Genomic DNA, 26,642 nt, shown 5'->3' with positions numbered 1-26,642 from the left:
GAGCAGGCAATGACGCAAATGATCTCCCCACCGGCGCAGAGGCGTTCTAGGCTCATCCGTACCGCCGGGCGCAGTGCGGGGACCGGCACCGCACACGCACCGGAGCACCCGCGGTACTTGAGCGGCGCCCACGACCGAGGGCGCCGCCGGGCAAGGAGGGCCGCATGACCGTACGGCGAGTAATGGGCATCGAGACGGAGTACGGGATCTCCGTCCCCGGCCACCCGAACGCCAATGCCATGCTCACCTCGTCCCAGATCGTCAACGCCTACGCGGCGGCGATGCACCGGGCCCGCCGGGCCCGCTGGGACTTCGAGGAGGAGAACCCGCTGCGGGACGCCCGAGGCTTCGACCTCGCCCGCGAGGTCGCCGACTCCAGCCAGCTCACCGACGAGGACATCGGCCTCGCCAACGTGATCCTCACCAACGGCGCCCGCCTCTACGTCGACCACGCCCACCCCGAATACAGCTCGCCCGAGGTCACCAACCCGCGCGACGCCGTCCTGTGGGACAAGGCCGGCGAACGGATCATGGCCGAGGCGGCCGAACGGGCCGCGGCCCTGCCGGGCGCCCAGCCCATCCACCTCTACAAGAACAACACCGACAACAAGGGCGCCTCCTACGGCACGCACGAGAACTACCTGATGAAGCGGGAGACCGCCTTCTCGGACATCGTGCGCCACCTCACGCCCTTCTTCGTCTCCCGCCAGGTCTTCGCCGGCGCCGGCCGGGTCGGCATCGGTCAGGACGGACACGAGCACGGCTTCCAGCTCAGCCAGCGCGCGGACTACTTCGAGGTCGAGGTCGGCCTCGAGACCACCCTCAAGCGCCCCATCATCAACACCCGCGACGAACCGCACGCCGACGCCGAGAAGTACCGCCGCCTCCACGTGATCATCGGGGACGCCAACCTCTCGGAGATCTCCACCTACCTCAAACTCGGCACCACGGCCCTCGTCCTGTCGATGATCGAGGACGGCTTCATCGCCGTCGACCTGGCGGTGGACCAGCCCGTCCGCACCCTCCACCAGGTCTCCCACGACCCCACCCTCAAGCGCCTGGTCACCCTGCGCAGCGGCCGCACACTCACCGCGGTCCAGTTGCAGATGGAGTACTTCGAGCTGTCGCGCAAGTACGTGGAGGAGCGCTACGGGGCGGACGCCGACGATCAGACCAAGGACGTCCTGGCGCGCTGGGAGGACACCCTCACGCGCCTGGAGAACGACCCCATGAGCCTGGCCGGCGAACTGGACTGGGTGGCCAAGCGCGAACTGATGGAGGGCTACCGGCGCCGCGACAGCCTCGACTGGGACGCCGCCCGCCTCCACCTGGTCGACCTCCAGTACGCCGACGTACGCGCCGAGAAGGGCCTCTACAACCGCCTGGTGGCCCGCGGACGCGTCAAGCGGCTCCTGGACGAGGCGGAGGTCCAGCGGGCCGTGGGCAAGCCCCCGGAGGACACGCGCGCGTACTTCCGCGGCCGCTGCCTGGAGCAGTACGCCGACGACGTGGCGGCGGCCTCCTGGGACTCGGTCATCTTCGACCTGCCGGGCCGCGACAGCCTCCAGCGGGTTCCAACCCTGGAACCGCTTCGCGGAACGCGAAATCACGTCAAGGCCCTCCTGGACCGCTGCCGAACGGCAGAAGACCTGGTCAAGGTCTTGTCCGGGAACTGAACGGGCACTCGGCCGGACCCGGGCGCGCGGGGTGGAAACCCTCGCGCCCGGGAATCATCGAGGTGGCACCCGCACGTTGTCACAACTGCGGGGCCGATGTCGGACCCGGCTTGTAGGGTCTGATCATCACCGATCGGCAGGAATGCCGACCTGTCGACCATGTCGGGCGAACTGAGCGGGGTGAGGGTTATGGCGACCAAGGACACCGGCGGCGGCCAGCAGAAGGCGACGCGCTCCACCGAGGAGACCGAGGAGCAGGCGGCGGAGGCACAGGCCTCGGACGACCTCAAGGAGCGTCAGGAGAAGCTGAGCGACGACGTGGACTCGGTTCTTGACGAGATTGACGATGTACTCGAGGAGAATGCCGAGGACTTCGTTCGAAGTTTCGTTCAGAAGGGTGGCGAGTAGCCTTCGATTCGAAGGTATCGGGGGTTCCGGGCTTGACAATGGGAGAGGGCGTGAAGCGTTGCTCGCGGTGCAAGGAGTCGAAGCCGCGAGCAGCCTTCGCCAGTAACGCAGCGGCTCGAGACGGGTTGCAGGCCTACTGCCGGGAGTGCTGGGCGGCTTATCACCAGGCCCGGCAACTGGCGAAGGGAAGGAACGTGCGGCCGCGCGTGGAAACGCCGGAGGGCCACAAATTCTGCCGCAACTGCGAGCAAATCAAGCCGCACAGTGAGTGGCACCGCAACGCAACTGCCTCCGACGGCCTCGCGACCTGCTGCAAAGCATGCAAAGCCGTGAAGGGGAGGCGGGGACACCTGAAGCGCCAGTACGGCATGACGGAAGCCGAGCGTGACGCGCTGGTCGCCTCTCAAATGGGTCTCTGCGTGATCTGCCTGAAAGCCCCGGCCGTACATGTGGATCACTGCCACAAGACGGGTAGGGTCCGTGGCGTACTGTGCTTCAACTGCAATTCGGCCATCGGCAAGTTGGGAGACGACCCCGACGCTGTTCGTCGGGCAGCCGCCTACCTGGAGGGAACTTCGTGGAAGCCAACACTCGTAGCACCGGGCGTCTACCAGCTGCCTTCCTGACGCCTGGGTCCTCGTCCTTCATGGACTTTCTCTCCGACCACCAGCCGGAGCTGCTGCCCGGCAACCGGCAGCTGCCCGCGATGCAGGGCGTGATCGAGGCGCCGCACGGCACGACGATCGTGGCCGTGACCTTCCCCGGCGGTGTGGTGCTGGCCGGTGACCGTCGCGCGACCATGGGCAACGTCATCGCGCAGCGCGACATCGAGAAGGTGTTCCCGGCCGACGAGTACTCGGCCGTCGGCATCGCGGGCACCGCGGGTCTGGCCGTGGAGATGGTCAAGCTCTTCCAGCTGGAGCTGGAGCACTTCGAGAAGGTCGAGGGCGCCCAGCTGTCGCTGGAGGGCAAGGCGAACCGGTTGTCGACGATGATCCGCTCCAACCTGGGCATGGCCATGCAGGGCCTGGCCGTGGTGCCGCTCTTCGCCGGGTTCGACGTGGACCGCGGCAGGGGCCGGATCTTCTCCTACGACGTCACCGGCGGCCGCTCGGAGGAGCACAATTTCGCGGCGACCGGCTCGGGCTCGGTCTTCGCGCGCGGCGCCATGAAGAAGCTCTACCGCCGTGACCTGAGCGAGGAGGACGCCACGACGCTCGTGGTCCAGGCCCTCTACGACGCGGCAGACGACGACTCGGCGACCGGTGGTCCCGATGTCGCCCGCCGGATCTACCCCATCGTCACCGTGATCACCGACGACGGTTTCCGCCGGCTCACCGACGACGAGTCCTCCGAGATCGCCCGCTCGGTGCTGGCACACCGTCTCGAGCAGCCCGACGGTCCCCGGGCCGCGCTGCTGTAGCCGGCCGGCCTCCTGGCAAGGTGATCGAGTGACTTCCACAGAAAGGGACGGATAACCGGTGTCGACGCCGTTCTATGTCTCACCCCAGCAGGCGATGGCGGACCGCGCGGAGTACGCGCGCAAGGGCATCGCCCGTGGTCGCAGCCTGGTCGTGCTCCAGTACGCCGACGGCATCGTGTTCGTCGGTGAGAACCCGTCCCGCGCGCTGCACAAGTTCAGCGAGATCTACGACCGGATCGGGTTCGCCGCCGCCGGCAAGTACAACGAGTACGAGAACCTCCGGATCGGCGGGGTGCGCTACGCGGACCTGCGTGGTTACACCTACGACCGGGACGACGTGACCGCCCGCGGTCTGGCCAACGTCTACGCGCAGACGCTCGGCACCATCTTCTCCTCGGCCGGTGAGAAGCCGTACGAGGTGGAGCTGGTGGTGGCGGAGGTGGGTGAGACGCCGGACGGCGATCAGATCTACCGGCTGCCGCACGACGGGTCGATCGTGGACGAGCACGGTTCGGTCGCGGTCGGCGGCAATGCCGAGCAGATCGGCAGTTACCTGGACCAGCGTCATCGGGACGGCATGAGCCTCGCCGAGGCCCTGAAGCTCGCGGTGCAGGCCCTGTCGCGTGACACCAACGGCACGGAGCGGGAGATTCCCGCCGAGCGTCTGGAGGTGGCGGTGCTGGACCGTACGCGTCCGCAGTCGCGCAAGTTCAAGCGGATCGTGGGGCGGCAGCTGGGGAGGCTGCTGGAGACCGGCGGGGCGTCGACGGAGGCGGAGAGCGCCGAGGAGTCGGACGAGAAGTAGCCCGACCCGTTTTTGCTGTGCCCCGGCCGCTTTCCGGTCGGGGCACAGACGTTTTCCCGAATGGCCCCTCTCAGGCCCTGGGTGGGGCCGTGGAGCCCCTGACGACGAGGTGGACCGGGATCTGCCCGGTCTCGGGTGTTCGGCCGTCCAGGACGGCCAGCAGGGCCCGCATGCCGTGCTCTCCGAAGAGTTCGGCGTCCAGGCGTACGGTCGTCAGTTCCGGGTCGAGTGCGGCGGCGAGCGCGATGTCGTCGATGCCGGTGACGGAGACGTCGTCGGGCACCCGCAGTCCGCGGCGCCGTAGGGCCTTGTAGACGCCGGCGGCGAGTTTGTCGTCGTCGCAGACGACGGCGGTGGGCCGGGGGCCGGGGGAGTCCAGGGCGGTTTCCGTGGCCGTGCGGGCGCCGTCGATGGTCATCGGGGTGGGGGCGGTGCGCAGGGTGGTGCCGGATACGGCGGCCACGCGTGCGGCCAGTTCGCGCGCGCGTACCTCGAACGTCCAGGAGGGTACGTCGGACGCCAGGTGCAGGAAGTGGCGGTGGCCGAGGTCCAGCAGGTGTTCGGCGACCTGGCGGGCGCCGTCGGCGATGTCGAGGTTGACGGTGGCGGCCCCGAGGCTGCCGTCGGGGTCGCTGTCGAGCATGACGAGGGGCAGCTGGTCGCCGCGGATGGTGGTGAGGGCGTCGGCGGCCATGGAGGAGGCCAGGACGCCGTCCAGGGCGGCGGGGGCGGACGCGAAGGGGTCGGGGGCGGGGCCGATGCCCTCGGGGGAGGGGTAGAGCACGACGCCGAAGCCGTGGGCGGCGGCGAGCCGGGCCGCGCCGGTGTAGACGCCGGCGAAGAATTCGGTGGTCAGTTCCGGGACGACCAGCAGGACCGTGCGGGTGCGGCCCAGGCGCAGGTTGCGGGCGGCGAGGTTGGGGCGGTAGCCGAGGTCGCGGGCGGCCTGGCGTACCCGTTCCGCGGTGGTCTCGGAGACGCGGCCGCGCCACTTGTCGCCGAGCACCAGGGAGACGGCGGCCTGGGACACTCCCGCGGCCCGGGCGACGTCACGGCTCGTGGGGCGCGTGCTGGCTCGTGCCACCGTGGGCCTGCTCTTTCGTCTGGACGTGTGAACAGCGCACATGGTACGTATGGCCGGAACAAGTTATACGTAAAACCTCGGCGGGGCCGACCGCCTCGGGGGAGTCGACGGAGGCGGGACATGGCCGCGGGATACCTGGAGATCCTCAGGGCGCGACACGCGGCCCGGCTCCTCGCCGGCACCCTGGTGGGACGGCTGCCCAACGCCACGGGCGCCATCGCGATCGTGCTGTTCGTGCGCGCCGAGGGCGGCAGCTACACCCTCGCGGGCGTCCTGGCGGCCGTGTACGGCGTCGCCAACGCCGTCGGCCAGCCGCTGCTCGGCCGCCTGGTCGACCTGTACGGCCAGCCGCGCGTGCAGTTGCCCGCCGCGCTCGCCGCGGCCCTCGCCATGGGGGCCTTCGCCTTCACCGGCATCGCCCCGCTCCCGCTCGCCCACGTCCTCGTCGCGGCCGCCGGGCTGTTCACCCCGCCCCTGGAGGGCGGCCTGCGGGCGCTGTGGCCGTCGGTGCTGCGCCGGGAGGACCAGGTGCACACCGCGTACGCCATGGACGCGGTGGCCCAGGAGGTGATGTTCACCGTCGGGCCGCTGCTGGTGACCCTGTGCACCTCGCTCTGGTCGGCGCAGGCCGCCCTGCTGGTGCTGAACGCGCTCGGTGTGCTCGGGGCGCTGACCGTGGTCGTCTCGCCGCCCTCGCGCGCGTGGCGCTCCGCCCCGCGCGAGGCGCACTGGCTCGGCGCCCTGCGCTCGCCCGGTCTGCTCGTGCTGCTCGGCGCCTTCCTGTTCGTGGGCATCGCGCTGGGCTCCATCACGGTGGCCTCCGTGCCGTACGCCGACGACCACGGCGGTGACGTGGTGTACGGCTGGCTGATGGCCGCCCTCGGCCTCGGCGCGCTCGTCGGCGGGGTGGCCTACGGGGCGCGCCGGTGGGTGGGCGTGCCGGAGCGGCGACTGCGGGTCCTGGTGGCGTTCCTGGCGGTGTGTTACCTGCCGCTCGTGCTGATGCCGGGCGCGGTCGCCATGGTGGCGCTCACCGCGTTGGCCGGCGTGTTCCTCGCGCCCGCGCTCGCCTGCGCCTTCGTCCTCATCGACCGGCACGCGCCGCGTGGCACCGTCACCGAGGCGTTCTCCTGGCTGGTGACCACCTTCACGGTCGGTCACTCGCTCGGAACGGCAGTGGCGGGCCCGGTCGTCGAGGCGGGCGGCGCCCAGTGGGGCTTTGCCGTACCGGGCGCGGCGGGTGCCGTGGCATTGGTGGTTTTGCTGGCCACGGGGCGGGTACTCACGGTTCCCGCCGGAAGCGGGGTGGTTGCGGCTTCACCGGAAAATGATCCGAACCGTGCCGTCGAACCCCGTTTCAGTTCAGGGGATCGGGCGTAATGTTCACTCATGGACCGCCGCATTTTCGGGCTGGAGAACGAGTACGGCGTCACGTGCACGTTCAGGGGACAGCGCCGCCTGTCGCCTGACGAGGTGGCGCGGTACCTCTTCCGCCGTGTCGTGTCATGGGGCCGTAGCAGCAATGTCTTTCTGCGGAACGGCGCCCGCCTCTATCTCGACGTGGGATCGCATCCGGAATACGCGACACCCGAATGTGACAACGTGACCGAACTGGTCACCCACGACAAGGCCGGCGAGCGCATTCTCGAGGGACTCCTGGTGGACGCGGAACGACGCCTGCACGAGGAAGGAATCGCGGGCGACGTCTACCTCTTCAAGAACAACACCGACTCGGCGGGCAACTCCTACGGTTGCCACGAGAACTACCTGGTGGCCCGGCACGGGGAGTTCTCCCGGCTCGCGGACATCCTCATTCCCTTCCTGGTGACCCGGCAGCTGCTGTGCGGGGCCGGCAAGGTGCTCCAGACGCCCCGCGGGGCCGTCTACTGCGTGAGCCAGCGGGCCGAGCACATCTGGGAGGGCGTCTCCTCGGCGACGACCCGTTCCCGGCCGATCATCAACACCCGCGACGAACCGCACGCCGACGCCGAGCGCTACCGTCGCCTGCACGTCATCGTGGGCGACTCGAACATGTCCGAGACGACCATGCTGCTGAAGGTCGGTGCCACCGACCTGGTGCTGCGCATGATCGAGGCGGGCACCGTGATGCGCGACCTCACCCTGGAGAACCCGATCCGGGCGATCCGCGAGGTCAGCCACGACATCACCGGCCGGCGCAAGGTGCGCCTGGCCAGCGGCCGTGAGGCCTCCGCCCTCGAGGTGCAGCGCGAGTACTACGAGAAGGCCGTGGACTTCGTCGAGCGCCGCGGCATCCGCACTGGCACCGTCGACCAGGTCCTGGAGCTGTGGGGCCGCACGCTGGACGCGATCGAGGCCGAGGACCTCGACCGCATCGGCACCGAGATCGACTGGGTGATGAAGTACAAGCTCATCGAGCGGTACCGGGCCAAGCACAACATGACCATGTCGCACCCGCGCGTGGCGCAGATAGACCTCGCCTACCACGACATCCACCGCCGTCGTGGTCTCTACTACCTGCTGGAGCGCAAGGGCCAGGCCGCCCGGATCTGCAACGACTTGAAGATCTTCGAGGGCAAGTCGGTTCCGCCGCAGACCACTCGGGCGCGGTTGCGCGGTGACTTCATCCGCCGGGCGCAGGAGCAGCGGCGGGACTTCACCGTCGACTGGGTCCACCTCAAGCTCAACGACCAGGCGCAACGCACCGTGTTGTGCAAGGACCCGTTCCGTTCGGTGGACGACCGGGTGGAGAAGCTGATCGCCGGAATGTGACCGGACAGCGCGTTTCCCGGTAATGCCGGAACGCGACACGGGCGCCGTACGTTTCCCGTACGGCGCCCTTCTCACGTCGGCGGTGCCGTTCCGGGGACAACCCCCGGAGCCCCGGCCGAAACGGAACCGGGCCGGAACCTGAATCGGCACGGAATCGTCAGTAAGGTAGCGCGCACGCCATCAGCAAGATCAACCGATTACGAGGCCCCCACCGTGCGCCGACGCTCACTCATTCTCGCCGCCGTACCCGCAGGACTGGTCACGCTCGCCGGATGCGGGGACGACGACTCGTCCGACTCGTCGGGCAAGGTGGACAGCAGCGCGTCGCCCTCCGCCTCGGCGCCCTCCGCCGCGCCCGCCCCCAAGATCGTCGACGGGCCGCTGCCGGCCATCACCGCGGGCACGAAGTTCGGGGAGAAGCCGACGGTCGCCAAGGGCAGCGGCGCGCCCTCCGACCAGCTCGCCGTGAAGACGGTCATCGCGGGCGGCGGCCGGACCGTCGCGGAGGGCGACTACATCCAGGCCCAGTACCTCGGCCAGATCTGGGACACCGGCAAGGTCCTCGACAACTCCTACGACCGCGGGGCGCCGCTGCTCACCCAGCTCGCGCAGGGCAGCACCATGGAGGGCTGGCGCTACGCCCTGACCGGCAAGAAGGCCGGCAGCCGGGTGCAGTTCGCCGTCCCGCCCACCTGGGGCTTCGGCAAGGAGGGCAACGCGGAGGCGGGCATCAAGGGGACCGACACGCTGGTGTTCGTGTTCGACATCCAGGACACCTTCAACGCCAAGAGCTCGGCCAAGGGCAAGGACGTCCCCCAGGACGACGCCGCCCTGCCGAAGGTCGGCACCAACACCGACGGCAAGGCACCTTCCGTCGAGATCCCCAAGGCCGACCCGCCGAAGAAGCTCGTGTCGGGCTACGTCATCGAGGGCGACGGGGAGGCCGTCGCGGCCGACGACACCGTCCTCGTGCAGTACAAGGGCGTCATCTGGGACACCGGCAAGGAGTTCGACTCGACGTACCAGCGGTCCGCGCTGACCTCGTTCTCCCTCCAGCAGGTCGTCAAGGGCTGGGCGCAGGGTCTGACCGGCAAGAAGGCCGGCAGCCGCGTCGTCATCGTCATCCCGCCCGACCTGGGGTACGGCGACCAGCCGCCGGCCGGCAGCGGCATCGAGAAGGACTCCACGATGGTCTTCACGGTGGACATCCTCGCGAAGATGTGACGCCGCCGTGATGTAAGACTGTGCTGTTGCCTTTCCGCGAACAAGCAGGAGCGTAAGACGTGAGCATCGAGAAGCCCGAGATCGACTTCCCGGGCGGCGAGCCCCCGGCGGACCTCGAGATCAAGGACATCTGGGAGGGCGACGGTGAGGTGGCGCAGGCGGGCCAGACCGTCTCCGTGCACTACGTCGGTGTCGCCTTCAGCACCGGTGAGGAGTTCGACGCCAGCTGGAACCGCGGTACCCCGTTCCGCTTCCCGCTGGGCGGCGGCCGGGTCATCAAGGGCTGGGACCAGGGCGTGCAGGGCATGAAGGTCGGCGGCCGTCGCCAGCTGACCATCCCGGCCCACCTCGCCTACGGCAACCAGAGCCCGACCCCGGCGATCAAGCCGGGCGAGACGCTGATCTTCGTGGTCGACCTGCTCGGGGTCTGATCGTCGTACGACCGGTCTCGACCGGCCGGGGCCCATGCCTGTCCGGGCGTGGGCCCTCGGCTTTTGCCCGGGCGCCGCGGAGCGGTACGGTCATCCGTCGGAAGCACCACAGGGAGGCGAAGGGCGTCGATGGCCATTGCCAAGGCAGAGCGGCTGATGAACCTGGCGCTGTGTCTGCTCGGGACGCGGCGGCCGCTCAGCAAGCGCGAGCTGCGTGACTCCATCGAGGCCTACGTCGAGGCGTTCGGTTCGGGCAGGGGCGGGGCGGGATCGGACGACTCCTTCAACCGGATGTTCGAGCGGGACAAGGACGACCTGCGCGAGCTGGGCCTCGTCATCGAGACCGTCGAGAGCCTGGACGGTGAGATCGGCTACCTCGCCCGCCGCGACAGCAACAGGCTGCCGGCCATCACCCTCGACGCCGAGGAGGCCGCCGCCCTGGGCCTGGCGGCCAAGGTGTGGCAGCAGGCCAGGCTCGCCGGCGCGGCCAGCGGCGCCCTGCAGAAACTGCGCGCGGCGGGACTGCCCGAGGACGTCGACCCCTATGAGCCGCACAGCGCCCTGGAACCGCGGATCCCCGTCCACGAGGCCGCGTTCGAGCCGTTGATGCTGGCCTGCCGCGACCGCCGCCCCGTCGTCTTCGACTACCGCAAGGCCACCGCCGCCCGTCCCGAGCCCCGGCACGTCGAGCCGTGGGCCCTGGAGTGCTGGCGCGGCCACTGGTACCTCGCGGGCTGGGACCGCGACCGGGGTGCCGAGCGGGTCTTCCGGCTGTCCCGCATCACCGGCAAGGTGCGCTCGCGCGGGACGGCGTTCAGCGCGCCCGTGCCCGACGTCGTCACCGTCCGCGAGACCGTGGCCGGCTGGGCGGGGGAGACCGCCGACCGCAGCGCGCTGATCCGGCTGCGCGCCGGCTGCGGGTACCCCTTGCGGGCGAGGGCCACGGCGGTGCGGGAACTCGGCGACGGCTGGGACGAGTTGGAGATTCCGTACGGGCACGGCCTGGACGCCTGGCTGGTGGAGTTCGGGCCGGACGTGGTGGTGCTGGAGCCCGCGGAGCTGCGGGCGGACGTGGTCGACCGGCTGCGCGCCGTGGCCAAGGGCTGAGGGGGAGCGAGCAACACAGTGGCAGGCAAACCGGTCAGGCCGGCGAACGCGATCGACCAGACCCGGCGGATGCTCTCCCTGGTGACGTATCTGCGGGAGCGCCCGGGAGCGCGCATCGAGGACGTCGCGCGCGCCTTCGGGATCACCGAGGACGAGCTGGTCTCCGACCTCGACGTGCTGCCCATGTGCGGCACCAGCTTCCGCGGCGGCGACCTGCTCGACATCGACACCGACGGCGAGCGGATCTGGTGGCACAACCCGGCCGCCCTCGGCGCGGACGCCGCCGAGCCGCTGCGGCTGGCCGCCGACGAGGCGACCGCGCTGCTGGTGGCCGCCCGCGCGGTGGCGACCCTGCCCGGCCTGCGCGAGAGCGACCGCCAGGCACTGCTGCGGGCCACCGCCAAGGTGGAGACCGCGGCCGGGGAGGCGGCGGGCGCCAGCTCCCGCCTGTCGGTGACCTTCGAGTCCGAGGGCGGGGTCTTCGCCGACGTCGACCGGGCGATCTCCGAACGCCGCCGGCTGTGGATCCGCTACTACTCGCCCGCCCGCGACGAGGTCACCGAGCGCGAGATCGACCCGATCCGTCTCGTCAGCGTCGGGCACACGTACGTGGAGGCCTGGTGCCGCCGCTCCGAGGCGCGCCGCACCTTCCGTCTCGACCGGGTCGCCGAGATCAGGATCCTCGACGAGCCCGCCGCACCGCCGGAGGTCGAACTGCGGGACCTGTCGGAGGGGCTGGTCCAGCCCGCCGCCGAGGACCCGGAGGTCGTCGTCGAGGTGGGACCCGGCGGGCGCTGGGTCGCCGAGTACTACCCGCACGACAGCGCCGACGAACTCCCCGACGGCGGCCTGCGCATCACCCTGCGCACGCCCGAGCCGGCCTCGCTGCGGCGTCTGGCGCTGCGGCTCGGACGCGACGGCCGCATCGTGGCGCCGCAGGACCTCGCCGACAGCGCCCGCCGCGCCGCCCGTGAGGCGCTGGCGGCGTACGACGGGGTGGAGGCAGAGGGGGCCGCGGGGGACGGCGGGACCGCCGGTCCCGTCGGCGGACGGGGCGGCACGGAGCGGGCCGGGCGGCCGCGGGGGCGGATCGGGGGGCGGGAGCGGTGAGCGAGTCGGCGACGACGTCCGGTGTGCGGGGCATCTCGGTGGCCTCGGCGTTCTCGGGCATGACCAGTGTGGCCCCGGTGGTCTTCAGGGCCGGCTGCCCGGACTGCCGCGGTCGTTTCGAACTGGCCGCCGGTGCGCTGCGCCTGGTCATCGGCGCCTCCAGCCGCACCACCTTCTACTCCTTCACCTGTCCCGACTGCGGCGCCGCCGTGCGCAAGCCGGCCGGGGAGCGGGTGGTCGAGCTGCTCACCGGGGGCGGGGTCAGGACCCTGCGGCTGCACACGCCGTAGGAAGGTCTAGGCTCGGCGTCATGTTCTGGCCGATGTTCGCGGTAGCCATGGGTTTTCTGGGTCTCGCCGTCCTCGCGGTGTTCGCCGTCCGGGTCTTCCTGGAGGCGCGGCGTCTCGGCCGTCAGGTGGCGGACTCCGCGCAGCGCATCAACCGGGCCGCGGAGGAACTGGAGCGGGCGTCCCTGAGCGCGGCCCGGGCCGTGGACACCCTGTGAGCACCGCTGTGGCCCTCCTGTGAGTCCCGCGCGGAATACGTTTTGGGACACTTCGCCCTCCCGTCGCGGTGGTCGGGACGGGTACGCTGCTGATCGCGGTCCGGAGAACGAGGCCCGGACCGCGGACCGGGAGTACGCACGGGGATTGCCTCACGTTCACCCCCGAGCGTTACGATCGCTGCCAGCACGATCGTTCGGACAACTGTCCGACCGGTCGGACAGCAATCCCACCCAGCCGCCTCGGTGAGAAGGTAAAGACTTATGTTCGGAAGGCTCGGCGCTCCCGAGATCATTCTCATCCTCGTCGTCATCATCCTGCTGTTCGGCGCGAAGAAGCTTCCGGACATGGCGCGCTCGCTCGGCAAGTCCGCACGCATCCTCAAGAGCGAGGCCAAGGCGATGAAGGACGACGGCAACAGCACGGCCACCCCGGCCGGTCCGCCCAACGACGGCGAGCAGCCGCCGGCTCAGCGCACCATCCAGGCTTCCCCCGGTGACGTGACCAGCTCGCGCCCGGTCAGCGAGCCGACGGATTCGACCAAGCGCTGACGCAGGGCCGGTGACCTCCGGCCCGCCGCACGAGATGGGAACGTGGGTTGCTCAAGTCTGCCCGCAAGAAGGAGAAGGACCCAGAGGGGCGGATGCCCCTCGCGGAGCACCTTCGTGAGTTGCGCAACCGGCTCGCGAAGGCGCTGCTGGCCATCGTGGTCGTGACGATCGTCGCCGCCTTCTTCTACAAGGACATCATCGAGTTCTTCACGAACCCGATCCTGACCGCGGTGGGGTGCGACTCGACCTTCGCGGAGCTGGCGCAGCAGAGGAGCGGCAACTGCGCCCGCATCGTCCTGAACGGTCTGCTCACCCCGTTCACGCTCGCCCTGAAGGTCTCCCTGATGGCGGGTGTGATCTTCGCTTCCCCGGTCTGGCTCTACCAGTTGTGGGGCTTCGTCGCGCCGGGTCTGCACCAGCACGAGCGCAAATACGCCTACGCGTTCGTCGGCACGGGCGTCCCGCTGTTCCTCGGCGGTGCCTTCTTCGCGTACAAGACGCTGCCGACGATGGCGAAGGTGCTCCTCGAGTTCTCCCCGGCGGACCTGGACAACCAGCTGCCGCTCGACGACCTGCTCGACCTCATCGTCCGCATGGTGCTCGTCTTCGGCCTCTCCTTCGAGCTGCCGCTGCTGCTGGTCATGCTCAACCTGACCGGGGCGCTGACCGGCCGGCGCATGATGAGCTGGTGGCGCGGCATGATCATCGGCATCACGGTCTTCGCCGCCGTGGCCACGCCCAGCACCGACCCGCTGACGATGCTCGCGCTCGCCGGGCCGATCTGGATCCTCTACTTCTTCGCGACCGCCTTCTCGCTGCTGAACGACCGCCGCAGGCACCGCCGCGACGCCCTGGGCCCCGCCGACGACGAGGCCTCCGAACTGGACCTCACCCCCGAGGCCATCGGTGAGGTCGAGGCGGTGGCCCCGAGCCGGGCGCTGCCCGGACAGACGACCGCGGAGCGGGTCAACGGCTACGACGACGTGACCTGAGCACCGGGACGGACCTCCTCGCGGCCGGCGCGCCCCTGCGGCGCCCGGCCGCGCCGTGTACCCGGCCGGCGACGTACCGTGAGGCCCCGGACGGCCCGCACCCGGGCCCCGGACAGTGGATCCGGATAATGATCGTCCTGTTGTCAGTGCGGCCCGGTACGGTGGAAAGCACGATGACAGAGGACCTCTCACCGGCCGAGCGGTACGCGGCAGCCCGTAAGCGTGCCGCCGAGCAGGCCACCGCGCTCGCCTCCTTCCGCGAGATGTACGACTTCGGTCTCGACCCCTTCCAGATCGAGGCCTGCCAGGCGCTCGAGTCGGGCAAGGGCGTCCTGGTGGCCGCCCCGACCGGCTCGGGCAAGACGATCGTCGGCGAGTTCGCCGTCCACCTCGCCCTCCAGCAGGGCAAGAAGTGCTTCTACACGACACCCATCAAGGCGCTGTCCAACCAGAAGTACTCCGACCTGTGCCGTCGCTACGGCGCCGACAAGGTCGGCCTGCTGACCGGCGACAACAGCGTCAACTCCGACGCCCCGGTGATCGTGATGACCACCGAGGTCCTGCGGAACATGCTGTACGCCGGCTCGCAGACCCTCCTCGGCCTCGGCCACGTGGTGATGGACGAGGTGCACTACCTCTCCGACCGCTTCCGGGGCGCCGTGTGGGAGGAGGTGATCATCCACCTCCCCGAATCGGTGACCCTGGTCTCCCTGTCGGCGACCGTGTCCAACGCCGAGGAGTTCGGCGACTGGCTCGACACCGTGCGCGGCGACACCGAGGTGATCGTCTCCGAGCACCGGCCCGTGCCGCTGTTCCAGCACGTGCTCGCCGGACGGCGGATGTACGACCTCTTCGAGGAGGGCGAGGGCCACCGCAGGGCCGTCAACCCCGACCTCGCGCGGCTGGCCCGCATGGAGGCGAGCCGGCCGTCGTACCAGGACCGCAGGCGCGGCCGGAACATGCGCGAGGCCGACCGGGAGCGCGAGCGCAGACAGCGGTCGCGGGTGTGGACGCCCGGGCGCCCCGAGGTCATCGAGCGGCTCGACGCCGAGGGCCTGCTGCCCGCGATCACCTTCATCTTCAGCCGTGCCGCCTGCGAGGCCGCCGTCCAGCAGTGCCTGTACGCCGGGCTGCGGCTCAACGACGACGAGGCGCGCGAGCGGGTCCGCGCCCTGGTGGAGGAGCGCACCGCCGCCATCCCCCACGAGGACCTGCACGTCCTCGGCTACTACGAGTGGCTGGAGGGGCTGGAGCGCGGTATCGCCGCCCACCACGCGGGCATGCTCCCGACCTTCAAGGAGGCCGTCGAGGAACTGTTCGTCCGTGGCCTGGTCAAGGCCGTCTTCGCCACCGAGACCCTCGCCCTCGGCATCAACATGCCCGCCCGCTCGGTCGTGCTGGAGAAGCTCGTCAAGTGGAACGGCGAACAGCACGCCGACATCACCCCCGGCGAGTACACGCAGCTCACCGGCCGTGCGGGGCGCCGCGGCATCGATGTCGAGGGACACGCCGTCGTGCTGTGGCAGCGCGGCATGAACCCCGACCACCTGGCCGGTCTGGCCGGCACCCGCACCTACCCGCTGCGCTCCAGCTTCAAGCCGTCGTACAACATGGCGGTCAACCTGGTCCAGCAGTTCGGCCGGCACCGCTCGCGCGAGCTGCTGGAGACCTCCTTCGCGCAGTTCCAGGCCGACCGGTCGGTCGTCGGGATCTCCCGGCAGGTGCAGCGCAACGAGGAGGGCCTGGAGGGCTACAAGGCCTCCATGACCTGCCACCTCGGCGACTTCGAGGAGTACGCGCGGCTGCGCCGCGAACTCAAGGACCGCGAGACGGAGCTGGCCAAGCAGGGCGCGGCCCAGCGGCGGGCCGAGGCGGCGGTGGCGCTGGAGAAGCTGAAGCCGGGCGACGTCATCCACGTGCCCACCGGCAAGTACGCCGGACTGGCCCTCGTCCTCGATCCGGGCCTGCCCGCCGGCCGGGCCAACGGCCATCGCGGCCTCGACCACCACGACGGGCCGCGCCCGCTCGTGCTGACCGCCGAGCGGCAGGTCAAGCGGCTCGCCTCGATGGACTTCCCGGTGCCCGTCGAGGCGCTGGAGCGGATGCGCATCCCGAAGACGTTCAACGCGCGCTCGCCGCAGTCCCGCCGGGACCTCGCCTCCGCGCTGCGCACCAAGGCCGGGCACATCACGCCGGAACGCGCCCGCAGGGGCCGGTCCCAGGCCGCCGACGACCGTGAGATCGCCCGCCTGCGTGCCGCGCTGCGCGCCCATCCCTGCCACGGCTGCTCCGACCGCGAGGACCACGCCCGCTGGGCCGAGCGCTATCACCGGCTGCTGCGCGACACCTCGCAGCTGGAGCGCCGGATCGAGGGCCGGACGAACACCATCGCCCGCACCTTCGACCGGATCGTGGCCCTGCTGACCGAACTGGACTACCTGCGCGGCAACGAGGTCACCGAACACGGCAGGCGGCTGGCCCGGCTGTACGGCGAGCTGGACCTGCTGGCGAGCGAGTGCCTGCGGGCCGGCGTCTGGGAGGGCCTGGGACCGGCCGAACTCGCCGCCTGCGTCTCGGCGCTGGTGTTCGAGGCCCGGTCCGGCGACGACGCGATGGCGCCGAAGCTGCCCGCGGGCAAGGCCAAGGCCGCGCTCGGCGAGATGGTGCGGATCTGGGGCCGGCTGGACGCCCTGGAGGAGGACTTCCGGATCAGCCAGACCGAGGGCGTCGGCCAGCGCGAGCCCGACCTCGGCTTCGCCTGGGCCGCCCACATGTGGGCCTCGGGCAAGGGCCTCGACGAGGTCCTGCGGGAGGTCGAGATGCCGGCCGGGGACTTCGTGCGCTGGTGCAAGCAGGTCATCGACGTCCTCGGGCAGATCGCGGCGGCCGCGCCCGCGGAGAGTTCGTCGGTGGCGAGGAACGCCCGCAAGGCGGTCGACGCACTGCTGCGGGGCGTCGTGGCGTACTCGTCGGTGGGCTGAGCGGACGGGGGCGGGAACCCCGGCCGAAGCGGTGGCCCCGGCCGGGCCCGGACGGGTGCCGCCGCCCGGGCGGAGAGGCCGGGCCGGTGAAGTGCGCCGCCGCCCGAAGGAGGACGCCGGGTCCGTGAACGGTCCGGCGGCAGGGGTCTGCTGACGGTCCGTGGACGGGGCCGCACGGCGGGCGCGGGGCCCGGTCGCGGTGAGCGCCCTCCGGCACCAACCGCGTGCGGGGGCGCCGCCCGGGCCCGTGGCCGGGAGGCGCGACGCCTCCGCCTCTGCCCGGGGGCCGCCGCACCCGCCCGTGGGGGCGAGGCGCCGGGCGCGGGGCTTCGGCGAGGCCGTCCGCAGGCCCCCTGAGCGGTCCGCGTCGCGGACGAGCCGCTCCTCCGCGTACGCCGGGCGACCGGCCTCCCGCCCGCACGGCGGGTCCGATGTCACGTGCCTGCCCCACCCCGCCCCGCGCCTCGCCCCACGGCCTCACCGGGGCGACCTCGCGCACGACGGGCACCCGACGGCGGCCTCGCACCTCCCGATTCACCTCTACTGGTGAAGGTTTTCGCACATCTGTCCATCGTTACGCAATGTGTTCGAATGAACTCCGAGCGTGCGAAACACCCGAGGTTACTCCAGGTGCGGATGTGGTTTCAGGCGGTTGCGGAACATGGCACGCCGGTGATCCGGTCGGATTAAGCTCGCCCGCGGCGCACCGAGTTGAGGCGTATTCGTGCGCTTGTTCCCAGATATCCCGATGATGCCGACAGATCCCCTACAGAGGGTGCCCACATGGTGAGTGTTCAGTCCCCACCCGGTCGCCGAGAACTGGCCTACGTCCGCACGGTGTTGCTGCCGGCGACAGTGATGGCCGCGGCGACCGGAGCGGCCGTCGCCCTGGTGGCGACCCCGGCCCGGACGGCCGTCGGCGTCTGCGGAGCCGTCGCCACCCTCCTGGTGGTCCTCGCCGGCACCGAGTCGGTGCGCCGCGGCCGTCAACTGAAGGAACTGCGCGCGGAGAAGGAACGCCGGATCGGGAATCTGGAACGCCGGGTCTCCGCCCACGAGGAGCAGAACCTCCGGCTCGCCGACTACTTCGTCCCCCAGGCGGTGGCCTGGCTGCGGGCCGGCAACTCGCCCCGAGAGGTGATGCTCCACTTCGCCGACGTGGACGCCGGCTACCGCGACCTCGGCGAGGGCCAGCGCAAGGTGGTCAAGACGATCCTCGAGATCGTCGACCACGAGGAGGCCCTGCGCGACTCCGCCCAGCGCTCGTTCGTCAGCGTCGCCCGCCGCGTCCAGGCCATCGTGCACCAGCAGGCCGCCGAACTGCGGGAGATGGAGGAGGACCACGGCCGCAATCCCGAGGTCTTCGACGACCTGCTGCGCATCGACCACGGCACCGCCCTGATCGGCCGCCTCGCCGACTCCATCGGCGTGCTCGGCGGCGGCCGCCCCGGCCGCAACTGGCCCCAGCCCGTGCCGCTCTACAGCGTGCTGCGCGGCGCCATGTCCCGCATCCTGGAGTACCGCCGCATCCAGCTCGACTCCATCGCCAAGGTCAACATCCGCGGCCTGTCCGTCGAACCGCTGATCCACGCGCTCGCCGAACTCCTCGACAACTCGACCCGCTACTCGCCCCCCACCAGCAAGGTGCACGTCAACGCCGTCGAGGTGCAGACCGGCATCGCGATCGAGATCGAGGACGCCGGCGTCAGCCTCAGCGAGGAGGCCCGCGCCAAGGCCGAACGCATGCTGGAACAGGCCATGGCCGGTGTCGACATCCAGGACGTCGGGGGCACCCCGCGCCTCGGGCTCGCGGTCGTCGGCCGGCTCTGCACGGCGTTCAACATGCAGGTGTCCCTGCGCACCTCGGCCTACGGCGGCGTCCGTGCCGTACTGATCGCGCCGAGCGAGATGGTCACCTCCGACCCCGCGCCCGGCTTCGCCCACGGCATCGGCGCCACCGCCGTACCGCAGATCGACCTGGGCAACATCGAGAGCCCGAAGCGGCCTCCGAAGAAGCGCCGCCCCACCAATCCGAGGATCCCGACGGGCGTCTCCCTGGACGACGACGAGGTGCCCGAGGTCACCGAGTGGACCGACAAGGGCCTGCCGCAGCGCCGCAGCAAGACCACCATCCCGATCAGCCAGCGCTACCGCGAGGCGTACGCCGCGCAGGCGGCCGAACGCGCCGGTGAGCCGGACCCGTTCGCGCGGCCCGAGCCGGAAACCCGGCCCGCCGTCCAGCGGCAGGAGCCCGGCGTCGCCTTCGAGGCGTTCTGGGAGGGCCTGAAGAAGGAGGCCCCTCCCGGGCACCACCCGACGGACTTCACCCGCAATCCCACCGCCTACCTGCACCTGCTCAAGGACAAGGCCAAGTTCGAGGCCGACGACGAAGGGGACCTCACGTGATCCAGCAGCGCCAAAACTTCGACTGGCTGCTCAAGGAGCTGTACGACGGGGTTCCGGGCATCGAGATGATCGTCGTGCTCTCGGCCGACGGACTGCGCATCGCCCGCTACGCCGGTGACCCCGACGCCGCCGACCGGATCGCGGCGGCCTGCGCCGGCCTCCAGAGCCTGGCCAACGCCGTCGCCCAGGAGATCCACTCCAGCGACGGCGAGATGAACCTGGTCATGATCGAGCTGAACGGCGGCTACTTCTACATGATGTCCGCCGGCGCCAACGCCTACCTCGCCGTTCTCGCCGACGTACGCTGCGAGGCCGGCCGGATGAGCGCCATGATGCGCGACCTCGTGGTGCGGATCGGTGCCCATCTGACCAGCCCGCCCCGGCGGAACGGGCAGAGCGTATGACGCCTCCGCAACGCCGGCGGCGCGACCCCGTCCCCGAACCGCCGTCGCAGCCGTCGAAGGAGGGGGAGGGCAAGAACCCCGAACGGCTCTACATCATCACCGGCCCGGACGGCGAACGCGCCCCGCTCGACCTCGTCACCCTGATCGTGGCGCGCGCCGAACCGCCCTCCTCCGCCACCCCGGAGCAGTCGGCGGTGCTGCGGATGTGCCGGGCCCCGCTGTCGGTGGCCGAGGTGTCGGCCTACCTCGGCCTGCCGTTCAGCGTGGTGACGGTGCTGCTCACCGAGATGCTGGCGGCCGAACTCGTCCAGGCGCGCGCCCCGATCGTCCGGCAGCACCTCCCCGACCGTTCCCTCCTCGAAGCGGTGATGCATGGACTTCAACGGCTCTGACACCATTCCCGGCCCACGCGCCGAGGACCATCTGCCGCAGACCACCACGGCGGCCGCCAAGATCGTCATCGTGGGCGGCTTCGGCGTCGGCAAGACGACCATGGTCGGGTCGGTCAGCGAGATCAAGCCGCTGACCACCGAGGAGACCATGACGCAGGCCGGCATCGGCATCGACGACAACTACGGCTCCGACACCAAGACCGCGACCACCGTCGCCATGGACTTCGGCCGCATCCGCATCACGGACCAGGTCGTGCTCTACCTCTTCGGCACCCCCGGCCAGGAGCGGTTCTGGTTCCTGTGGAACGGCCTGTTCGAGGGCGCCCTCGGCGCGGTCGTCCTGGTCGACACCCGCCGCCTGGAGGTCAGCTTCGAGGTCATGGGCCGGCTGGAGGAACGCGGCGTGCCCTTCGTGGTCGCCGTCAACACCTTCCCCGACGGCCCCCGTTACCCGCTGGAGGACCTGCGGGGCGCCCTCGACCTGCCGCCCGAGGTCCCGATCGTGGAGTGCGACGTGCGCCGCCGGGCCTCCAGCCGCGACGTGCTGATGACGCTGACGCGCTTCCTGCACGACCTCGCACGGACCGGCAGCCTGACCTGACACCCGCCCACCCCCTACCTCCCGGACCCTCCCGGATCCCTTTCGGAGCGACCCAGTGACGCCTGACCACCCCATGACGACCGGTCCGCACGACCTCGCCCTCGACCCGCCGCCCGGCTGCCCCGCGCACGGCCGTGGCCCCGGCGGACTGCACCGGCTCTACGGGCCCGGCGCGGAGGACCTGGACGACCTCTACGAGCAACTGCGCGAGAAGCACGGCCCGGTGGCGCCCGTACTGCTCCACGACGACGTGCCGATGTGGGTGGTCCTCGGCCACGCCGAGAACATGCACATGGTCCGCACGCCCTCCCAGTACAGCCGCGACAGCCGCATCTGGACGCCACTGGTGGACGGCACGGTCAAGCCCGACCACCCGCTCATGCCGCACATCGCCTGGCAGCCCATCTGCTCCCACGCCGAGGGCGACGAGCACAAGCGGCTGCGCGGCGCGGTCACCGCCGCCATGGCCACCATCGACGACCGCAGCCTGCGCCGGTACATCTACCGGTCCACCCAGCGCCTGGTCAACCGCTTCTGCGAGCGGGGCCGGGCCGAGCTGGTCGGCCAGTTCGCCGAGCACCTTCCGATGGCCGTGATGTGCCACGTCCTCGGCATGCCCGAGGAGTACGACGACCGCATGGTCCACGCCGCCCGGGACGCGCTCAAGGGCACCGAGACCGCGATCGCCAGCCACACCCACGTCATGGGGGCGCTGAGCCGGCTCACCGCCCGCCGCCGTGCCGAACCCCAGGACGACTTCACCAGCCATCTCGTGCTGGACCCGGCGGAACTGACCGACGACGAGGTCCGGGAGCATCTGCGTCTGGTGCTCTTCGCCGCCTACGAGGCCACGGTCAACCTGCTCTCCAACGCCCTGCGGATGGTCCTCACCGACCCGCGGTTCCTCGCCCAGCTCAACGGCGGGCAGATGACGGTGCCGGAGGCGGTCGAGCAGTCCCTGTGGGACGAGCCGCCGTTCAGCACGGTCTTCGCCTACTTCGCCAAGCAGGACACCGAACTGGGCGGTCAGCGCATCCGCCGGGGCGACGGTCTCCTCTTCGCGCCCGCGCCCGGCAACGTGGACCCGCGGGTCCGTCCCGACCTGTCCGCCAGCATGCAGGGCAACCGCGCCCACCTCGCCTTCGGCGGCGGTCCCCACGAGTGCCCCGGCCAGGACATCGGGCGCGCCATCGCCGACGTCGGCGTCGACGCCCTGCTCACGCGCCTGCCGGACGTGCAGCTCGCCTGCGCGGAGGAGGACCTGCGCTGGACGACGTCGATCGCCTCGCGGCACCTCATGGAACTGCCGGTCCGCTTCGAGCCGAAGCCCCAGCAGGACGTCATGGTCAGGCCGGCCCACGGTGCGCTCCCGCCGTCGCGTCCGGTCGTCCCGGTGCCCCCCGGCACCACGCCGGCGCCCGGCGCCGTACCCGCCGCCGCGCCCCTGGCCACCCGCCTGCCGCCGCCCGCCGAGCCCCGGCCGGCGACCGTCCCGCGGCCCCAGCCCGAACCCCGGCCCCAGCCCGCGCCCGCACCGGCCGGTGCCCCCGAGCCGGCCCGTCGGGCGAGCGCCTGGCGGCGCTTCCTGGACTGGTGGCGCGGCTACTGATCCCCGGCGCGCCCGCCGTCCCGGCCGTCGTGCGACGACCAGGCGGCCAGCGTCCGCCGGCTCCGCAGCCGGTGCTCCGCCCCCGTCACCGGATCGGTGAACTCCAGCTCCCGCGCCAGCAGTTGCAGCGGGCGCCGGAAGTCACCGGCCGGTCCGGGGGCGGTCACCTCGGGGTAGAGGGGATCGCCGAGGACGGGCACGCCCAGCGCGCTCATGTGCACCCGCAGCTGATGGGTCTGCCCGGTCCGCGGGACCAGCCGGTAGCGGGCGAGCCCGTCCGGCCGGTGCTCGACCAGCTCGATCCGGCTGACCGCGTTGGGCTCGCCCGGCACCTCACGGGCGGTCAGCGTCCCGCGTTTTTTCACGATCCGGCTGCGCACGGTCACCGGCAGGGCCAGTCCCGGATCGTACGGCGCGACGGCCTCGTACACCTTGCGGACCAGGCGGTCGCGGAACAGGGTCTGGTAGGCGCCGCGTTCCTCGGGGCGCACGGTGAACAGCACCAGGCCCGCGGTGAGCCGGTCCAGGCGGTGGGCGGCGCCGAGCGCGGGCAGCGCCAGCTCCCGCCGCAGCCGGGCCAGCGCGGTCTCGGTGACATGGCTGCCGCGCGGTGTGGTGGCGAGGAAGTGGGGCTTGTCGGCCACGACGACGTGCTCGTCGCGGTACACGACCTCCAGCGGGAACGGGACCGGCTCCTCGGCGGGCAGGTCCCGGTGGAACCAGACGAACATCCCCGGCACGTACGCCGTGTCCGCCGCCACCGCCCGCCCGTCGGCCCCGACGATCCGCCCCGCCGCGAACAGCGCGTCCACGGCCTCGGCCCGCTCCGGGCCGAACCGCTCCGCCAGATGCTCCCGCACGGTCGCCCAGGGGCCGTCGCCCGGCAGCCGCACCCGGACCGGATCGACCCCTTCGCGCTGCGGGAGGGGGGACGGCGGGGGAGCGGTACGGCGTCTCATCGGGATCCACCCTACGGCCGCCGCGAAAACCTGTTGGCATGCTCCCGCCCGGTGGACAGGCTTCCCTGCATGCCCTTTCTGACTGATCCCGTCCTCCCCGCCGGTGCCCTCGCCACGTCCCCCCAACCGGTCGTCCCCACCGGCGACGGTCTCCTCCTGCGGCCCTGGCGGGCGACGGACGCCCCCGCCGTCCACGCCGCCTTCCAGGATCCGCTGCTGCACCGGTGGCACGTCCGGACCGCCGACTCCGTCGCCGAGGTCACCGGCTGGATCGAGCAGTGGCGGGCCGACTGGGCCGAGGAGAGGACCGCCCAGTGGGCCGTCGTCGACGCGGACACCGACGCACTGCGCGGACGCGTGGCGCTGCGCGGCATCGAACTGGTCGACGGCACGGCCGAGGTGGCCTACTGGACCGCGGCGGCCGCCCGGGGCCGGCGCGTCGCCGTACGCGCCACGGCCGCCCTGTCCCGGTGGGCCTTCGACGAGATCGGCTTCCACCGCCTCGAACTGCTCCACGCCACGTCCAACGAGGCGTCCTGCCGCGTGGCCGCCAGAGCCGGCTTCCTCCTGGAGGGCACCAAGCGCAGCGCGACCCTCCACCGGGACGGCTGGCACGACATGCACCTGCACGCCCGGGTGCGGGGCGACTGACCCGCCCGGGACCCGGGCTCTCCCCGACCGCCGACCGCCGACCGCCGACCGCCGGCCGTTCGGTGCTGCTGGGGACGGTCCTCGGGGCACTGCCCAACGCCCTGGGGATGCCGCCGCGCCGACGGGAGTCGGTCATCGGCATCAACACCTTCCTGCCGCTGCCGCCGACCTTCCTCTCCAGCGCGTTCATGGCCCCGGGGCGGATGCCCGGGTGGATGCGGCACGTCGCGCGGGTCGATGCGGTCGACCGGGCGATGACCGCGGGCCGTTCGGCGCTGTCCGCCGCCCCCGACCGGGGGACGGTCCTCGCCCGCGGCGGGGGTCCGCCGGCGCTCGCCGCGGCGACGGTGCGGCTGTCGATCCGGACGGCCGGGTCGTACCAGCGGTCCGTGTGACCGCAGACGGCCCGTACCGCGGTACGGCGGTCCGTGCGACCGTACGGCGGTCCGTGCGACCGTACGGCGTCGTGGGGGCGGCCCGCACCGGTGCGGGCCGCCCGCTGCGGTGTCAGGCGGCCGGTGCGGCGTTCTCCTGCTCGGCCTCCACGCGCGCGTTCCACTCCCGCTTGCCGGCCTGCCAGCCGTCCTCGTCGTGACCGAGCCGCCAGTACCCGGACACCGACAGGTCCTCGCGGGGGACCTGCAGCTCGACCCGCAGCAGTCTGCGCAGCTCCTTCACGAAGGTGGCCTCGCCGTGCACGAAGGCGTGCAGCCGGCCCTCGGGGAACTCCAGCGCGCGGACGGCCTCCACGAGCCGCTCGCCGACCGGACGATCGCCGCGGTGCAGCCAGACGACCTCCACCTCGGAGTCGATCTTCTGCTCCTCCTCGGGCCCGGAGACCTCGATGAAGGCGTGCGCCACGGTGCCGGCGGGCAGCGACTCCAGTGCCGCCGCGATGGCGGGCAGCGCGCTCTCGTCACCGGCCAGCAGATGCCAGTCGGCGGCCGGGTCGGGGGCGTAGGCGCCACCGGGGCCCATGAAGCGGACGGTCTCGCCCGGCCGGACGCGGGCCGCCCACGGTCCGGCGAGGCCCTCGTCGCCGTGCAGGACGAAGTCCAGGGTCAGCTCGCGGTGCTCGGCGTCCCAGTGGCGCACGGTGTACGTCCGCGTCACGGGCCACTGCTCGCGGGGGAACTCCGCGCGGATGCGCTCCAGGTCGAAGGGCTCGGGGTAGGCCACGCCCTCGGGCCCGAACAGCAGCTTCACGTAGTGGTCCGTGCAGGTGCCGGCGGTGAACCCGGCCAGCCCCTCCCCGCCGAGGACGACGCGCTGCATGTGGGGGGTGAGCCGTTCGGTGCGGACGACCTGCGCGGAATGGGGCTTCCGCGGCTTCCGTGCCGGACGTTCTGCCATGGCGGCCTCCCAAGCCTTGTTGGTTAGGTTTGCCTAAGTTAGCACCTCGTGCCGCCGTGGTGCCCCGGCGCGAACCGCCGCTCGCGGGGCCGACGCCTACGCGCCGAGCGTGGCCAGCAGCCGCTGCAGCGAACCGCCGAGCCCCCAGCGCTCCGCCAGCCCCTCCAGCACCTCCGGTTCCCGCGGGGTGCGCGGGAGCTCCGTCGGCACCGCCGGCAGCGGCACGTCGTCGGCGACCCTGACCACCTTCGGCGCGACGGCGAGGTAGGGCCGGGCCTCGTCGAGCCGCTTGCGCTGCGTGGGCGTGAGCCTGGCCTCCGGGTCGTCGACGGCCGCCAGGATCCCGGCCAGGTCGCCGAACCCGTCCAGCAGCTTGGCCGCCGTCTTCTCGCCGATGCCCGGCACGCCGGGCAGGCCGTCGCTCGGGTCGCCGCGCAGCAGCGCCAGATCCGCGTACCCTCGCCCGTCGACGCCATACTTCCCGCGCAGCCACGCCTCGTCCGTGGTCTGCAGCGTGCCGACGCCCTTGAGCGGGTACAGCACCCGCACCCCGCGCGCGTCGTCCACCAGCTGGTACAGGTCGCGGTCGCCGGTGACGATGTCGACCGGGCCCTTCGCGCGTGCGGTGAAGGTGCCGATCACGTCGTCCGCCTCGTAGCCGGCGACGCCGACGCGAGCGATGCCCAGCGCGTCCAGGACCGCCTCGATCACCGGCACCTGCGGTGAGAGCGTGTCCGGCACCTCCTCCTCGTCCGGGCCCGCCTCGTGCTCCTCGGCGACCCGGTGCGCCTTGTAGGAGGGGATGAGGTCGACCCGCCACCGCGGCCGCCAGTCGGCGTCCATGCAGGCGACCAGTTCGTCGGGCCGGTGGTCCTTGACCAGGCGGTCGATGAAGTCCAGCAGCCCGCGCACGGCGTTCACCGGTGTGCCGTCCGGGGCCTTCACGGAGTCGGGGACGCCGAAGTAGGCACGGAAGTACAGCGAGGCGGTGTCGAGAAGCATCAGTCGTCCGGTCACGCCACGCATCATGCCGCACCGGTCCCGCGGGCGGCCGCCGGAATTCACTCCCGTGGCAGGTGTGAAGGGTCTGTGAACCAGCCCACTGGCGTGTTTGCCCGTGCCGGACCGGGGCAGGCGCCGCGTCGGAGCGGTGCCGGTTGCATATTCAACTGTTGATGTCGCGCTGTGGGCCGCATCCCGGCCCCGCCACCGCTCCCGTCC

Annotated in this window: 26 protein-coding genes and 1 pseudogene; 23 read left to right on the top strand and 4 right to left on the bottom strand. The window is 71.6% G+C overall.

Translation table 11 applies throughout. The annotated features are described in order from the left end of the window. Positions 1-164 precede the first annotated feature (164 nt). From dop to prcA, 5 genes are all read left to right on the top strand, one after another. A complete protein-coding gene (gene dop / locus ACH4N1_RS17075; RefSeq protein ID WP_398097865.1) occupies positions 165-1,676 on the top strand; it encodes a depupylase/deamidase Dop in 1,512 nt (503 codons plus the stop codon). Between the two features lie 189 nt (positions 1,677-1,865). Continuing rightward, positions 1,866-2,084 carry a ubiquitin-like protein Pup gene (locus ACH4N1_RS17070; protein ID WP_382793076.1) on the top strand — a complete coding sequence of 73 codons (219 nt, stop codon included), beginning with the start codon at positions 1,866-1,868 and terminating at the stop codon, positions 2,082-2,084. A 38-nt stretch (positions 2,085-2,122) separates the two neighbouring features. Next, positions 2,123-2,710 carry an endonuclease VII domain-containing protein gene (locus ACH4N1_RS17065; protein WP_398097938.1) on the top strand — a complete coding sequence of 196 codons (588 nt, stop codon included), beginning with the start codon at positions 2,123-2,125 and terminating at the stop codon, positions 2,708-2,710. Further along, positions 2,662-3,507, top strand: a complete 846-nt coding sequence (gene prcB / locus ACH4N1_RS17060) for a proteasome subunit beta (RefSeq protein ID WP_398097862.1) — start codon at positions 2,662-2,664, stop codon at positions 3,505-3,507. Before ACH4N1_RS17065 ends, prcB begins: the two co-directional genes overlap by 49 nt. Before the next feature lie 58 nt (positions 3,508-3,565). Continuing rightward, a complete protein-coding gene (gene prcA / locus ACH4N1_RS17055; RefSeq protein WP_382793070.1) occupies positions 3,566-4,312 on the top strand; it encodes a proteasome subunit alpha in 747 nt (248 codons plus the stop codon). 70 nt (positions 4,313-4,382) lie between these two features. Here the strand turns inward: prcA and ACH4N1_RS17050 are convergent, their stop codons facing one another. Then, the gene (locus ACH4N1_RS17050) at positions 4,383-5,396 is read right to left on the bottom strand and encodes a LacI family DNA-binding transcriptional regulator (protein WP_398097860.1); all 1,014 of its coding nucleotides are present in this window, start codon (positions 5,394-5,396) and stop codon (positions 4,383-4,385) included. Between the two features lie 120 nt (positions 5,397-5,516). Between ACH4N1_RS17050 and ACH4N1_RS17045 the strand changes: the two genes are divergently transcribed. The 16 genes from ACH4N1_RS17045 (at position 5,517) to ACH4N1_RS16970 (ending at position 22,458) form a co-directional block, all read left to right on the top strand. Next, positions 5,517-6,776 carry an MFS transporter gene (locus ACH4N1_RS17045; protein ID WP_398097858.1) on the top strand — a complete coding sequence of 420 codons (1,260 nt, stop codon included), beginning with the start codon at positions 5,517-5,519 and terminating at the stop codon, positions 6,774-6,776. Between the two features lie 9 nt (positions 6,777-6,785). Continuing rightward, a complete protein-coding gene (pafA, locus tag ACH4N1_RS17040; RefSeq protein ID WP_020117715.1) occupies positions 6,786-8,147 on the top strand; it encodes a Pup--protein ligase in 1,362 nt (453 codons plus the stop codon). A gap of 213 nt (positions 8,148-8,360) precedes the next feature. Then, complete coding sequence (locus tag ACH4N1_RS17035) at positions 8,361-9,371, top strand: FKBP-type peptidyl-prolyl cis-trans isomerase (RefSeq protein WP_398097856.1); 1,011 nt, start codon at positions 8,361-8,363, stop codon at positions 9,369-9,371. A gap of 59 nt (positions 9,372-9,430) precedes the next feature. Continuing rightward, positions 9,431-9,802 carry an FKBP-type peptidyl-prolyl cis-trans isomerase gene (locus ACH4N1_RS17030; RefSeq protein WP_073495330.1) on the top strand — a complete coding sequence of 124 codons (372 nt, stop codon included), beginning with the start codon at positions 9,431-9,433 and terminating at the stop codon, positions 9,800-9,802. 129 nt (positions 9,803-9,931) lie between these two features. After that, positions 9,932-10,909, top strand: coding sequence for a helix-turn-helix transcriptional regulator (locus ACH4N1_RS17025; protein WP_398097854.1), 978 nt, complete (start codon positions 9,932-9,934; stop codon positions 10,907-10,909). Positions 10,910-10,927: 18 nt separating this feature from the next. Beyond that, positions 10,928-12,019: a helix-turn-helix transcriptional regulator gene (locus tag ACH4N1_RS17020; protein ID WP_398097852.1), complete on the top strand. Its 1,092-nt coding sequence runs from the start codon at positions 10,928-10,930 to the stop codon at positions 12,017-12,019. After that, a complete protein-coding gene (locus ACH4N1_RS17015; protein WP_398097850.1) occupies positions 12,016-12,309 on the top strand; it encodes a hypothetical protein in 294 nt (97 codons plus the stop codon). The genes ACH4N1_RS17020 and ACH4N1_RS17015 overlap by 4 nt, the downstream gene beginning before the upstream one ends. A 20-nt stretch (positions 12,310-12,329) precedes the next feature. Then, a complete protein-coding gene (locus ACH4N1_RS17010) occupies positions 12,330-12,524 on the top strand; it encodes a hypothetical protein (RefSeq protein WP_398097848.1) in 195 nt (64 codons plus the stop codon). A 261-nt stretch (positions 12,525-12,785) separates the two neighbouring features. Next, entirely contained in the window at positions 12,786-13,073 is a 288-nt protein-coding gene (gene tatA / locus ACH4N1_RS17005) for a Sec-independent protein translocase subunit TatA (protein WP_398097847.1), read from the top strand. Between the two features lie 47 nt (positions 13,074-13,120). Beyond that, on the top strand, positions 13,121-14,065 hold the full coding sequence (tatC, locus tag ACH4N1_RS17000) for a twin-arginine translocase subunit TatC (protein WP_398097845.1): 945 nt from the start codon (positions 13,121-13,123) through the stop codon (positions 14,063-14,065). Between the two features lie 128 nt (positions 14,066-14,193). Beyond that, complete coding sequence (locus ACH4N1_RS16995; protein WP_398097844.1) at positions 14,194-17,046, top strand: DEAD/DEAH box helicase; 2,853 nt, start codon at positions 14,194-14,196, stop codon at positions 17,044-17,046. Positions 17,047-17,829: 783 nt separating this feature from the next. Continuing rightward, complete coding sequence (locus tag ACH4N1_RS16990; protein ID WP_398097842.1) at positions 17,830-19,452, top strand: ATP-binding protein; 1,623 nt, start codon at positions 17,830-17,832, stop codon at positions 19,450-19,452. Next, entirely contained in the window at positions 19,449-19,856 is a 408-nt protein-coding gene (locus tag ACH4N1_RS16985) for a roadblock/LC7 domain-containing protein (protein ID WP_363089202.1), read from the top strand. Before ACH4N1_RS16990 ends, ACH4N1_RS16985 begins: the two co-directional genes overlap by 4 nt. Beyond that, positions 19,853-20,248, top strand: a complete 396-nt coding sequence (locus ACH4N1_RS16980) for a DUF742 domain-containing protein (RefSeq protein WP_398097840.1) — start codon at positions 19,853-19,855, stop codon at positions 20,246-20,248. Before ACH4N1_RS16985 ends, ACH4N1_RS16980 begins: the two co-directional genes overlap by 4 nt. Further along, a complete protein-coding gene (locus tag ACH4N1_RS16975) occupies positions 20,229-20,849 on the top strand; it encodes an ATP/GTP-binding protein (RefSeq protein ID WP_382784111.1) in 621 nt (206 codons plus the stop codon). The genes ACH4N1_RS16980 and ACH4N1_RS16975 overlap by 20 nt, the downstream gene beginning before the upstream one ends. A 55-nt stretch (positions 20,850-20,904) precedes the next feature. Further along, complete coding sequence (locus ACH4N1_RS16970) at positions 20,905-22,458, top strand: cytochrome P450 (protein WP_398097839.1); 1,554 nt, start codon at positions 20,905-20,907, stop codon at positions 22,456-22,458. Here ACH4N1_RS16970 and ACH4N1_RS16965 read toward each other — a convergent pair. Beyond that, positions 22,452-23,417 carry an RluA family pseudouridine synthase gene (locus ACH4N1_RS16965; protein ID WP_398097837.1) on the bottom strand — a complete coding sequence of 322 codons (966 nt, stop codon included), beginning with the start codon at positions 23,415-23,417 and terminating at the stop codon, positions 22,452-22,454. The two genes, ACH4N1_RS16970 and ACH4N1_RS16965, sit on opposite strands and share 7 nt — an antisense overlap. Before the next feature lie 69 nt (positions 23,418-23,486). On the opposite strand from ACH4N1_RS16965, the gene ACH4N1_RS16960 reads away from it, so the two are divergent. After that, positions 23,487-24,068: a GNAT family N-acetyltransferase gene (locus ACH4N1_RS16960; protein WP_398097835.1), complete on the top strand. Its 582-nt coding sequence runs from the start codon at positions 23,487-23,489 to the stop codon at positions 24,066-24,068. Between the two features lie 59 nt (positions 24,069-24,127). Continuing rightward, a pseudogene (locus tag ACH4N1_RS16955) lies at positions 24,128-24,463 on the top strand (ABC transporter permease); the annotation flags it as partial. A gap of 112 nt (positions 24,464-24,575) precedes the next feature. Here ACH4N1_RS16955 and ACH4N1_RS16950 read toward each other — a convergent pair. Then, positions 24,576-25,421, bottom strand: coding sequence for a siderophore-interacting protein (locus ACH4N1_RS16950; protein WP_398097834.1), 846 nt, complete (start codon positions 25,419-25,421; stop codon positions 24,576-24,578). Positions 25,422-25,517: 96 nt separating this feature from the next. Then, positions 25,518-26,447: a 5'-3' exonuclease H3TH domain-containing protein gene (locus tag ACH4N1_RS16945; protein ID WP_398097936.1), complete on the bottom strand. Its 930-nt coding sequence runs from the start codon at positions 26,445-26,447 to the stop codon at positions 25,518-25,520. Positions 26,448-26,642 lie beyond the last annotated feature (195 nt).

It is taken from the genome of Streptomyces sp. NPDC017202, from assembly GCF_044331705.1.
In the GTDB taxonomy this organism is placed as follows: Bacteria; Actinomycetota; Actinomycetes; order Streptomycetales; family Streptomycetaceae; genus Streptomyces.
Note: the sequence above shows the minus strand (reverse complement) of the source record. Positions and strands in the feature narration are given on the sequence as shown.

Bases quoted from the DNA above. Each gene is read 5' to 3' on its own strand.
- dop (WP_398097865.1), top strand. From the start codon at position 165: ATGACCGTACGGCGAGTAATGGGCATCGAGACGGAGTACGGGATCTCC.
- ACH4N1_RS17070 (WP_382793076.1), top strand. From the start codon at position 1,866: ATGGCGACCAAGGACACCGGCGGCGGCCAGCAGAAGGCGACGCGCTCC.
- ACH4N1_RS17065 (WP_398097938.1), top strand. From the start codon at position 2,123: ATGGGAGAGGGCGTGAAGCGTTGCTCGCGGTGCAAGGAGTCGAAGCCG.
- ACH4N1_RS17045 (WP_398097858.1), top strand. From the start codon at position 5,517: ATGGCCGCGGGATACCTGGAGATCCTCAGGGCGCGACACGCGGCCCGG.
- pafA (WP_020117715.1), top strand. From the start codon at position 6,786: ATGGACCGCCGCATTTTCGGGCTGGAGAACGAGTACGGCGTCACGTGC.
- ACH4N1_RS17025 (WP_398097854.1), top strand. From the start codon at position 9,932: ATGGCCATTGCCAAGGCAGAGCGGCTGATGAACCTGGCGCTGTGTCTG.
- ACH4N1_RS17010 (WP_398097848.1), top strand. From the start codon at position 12,330: ATGTTCTGGCCGATGTTCGCGGTAGCCATGGGTTTTCTGGGTCTCGCC.
- tatA (WP_398097847.1), top strand. From the start codon at position 12,786: ATGTTCGGAAGGCTCGGCGCTCCCGAGATCATTCTCATCCTCGTCGTC.
- ACH4N1_RS16995 (WP_398097844.1), top strand. From the start codon at position 14,194: ATGATCGTCCTGTTGTCAGTGCGGCCCGGTACGGTGGAAAGCACGATG.
- ACH4N1_RS16990 (WP_398097842.1), top strand. From the start codon at position 17,830: ATGGTGAGTGTTCAGTCCCCACCCGGTCGCCGAGAACTGGCCTACGTC.
- ACH4N1_RS16980 (WP_398097840.1), top strand. From the start codon at position 19,853: ATGACGCCTCCGCAACGCCGGCGGCGCGACCCCGTCCCCGAACCGCCG.
- ACH4N1_RS16975 (WP_382784111.1), top strand. From the start codon at position 20,229: ATGGACTTCAACGGCTCTGACACCATTCCCGGCCCACGCGCCGAGGAC.
- ACH4N1_RS16965 (WP_398097837.1), bottom strand. From the start codon at position 23,417: ATGAGACGCCGTACCGCTCCCCCGCCGTCCCCCCTCCCGCAGCGCGAA.
- ACH4N1_RS16960 (WP_398097835.1), top strand. From the start codon at position 23,487: ATGCCCTTTCTGACTGATCCCGTCCTCCCCGCCGGTGCCCTCGCCACG.
- ACH4N1_RS16950 (WP_398097834.1), bottom strand. From the start codon at position 25,421: ATGGCAGAACGTCCGGCACGGAAGCCGCGGAAGCCCCATTCCGCGCAG.
- ACH4N1_RS16945 (WP_398097936.1), bottom strand. From the start codon at position 26,447: ATGCGTGGCGTGACCGGACGACTGATGCTTCTCGACACCGCCTCGCTG.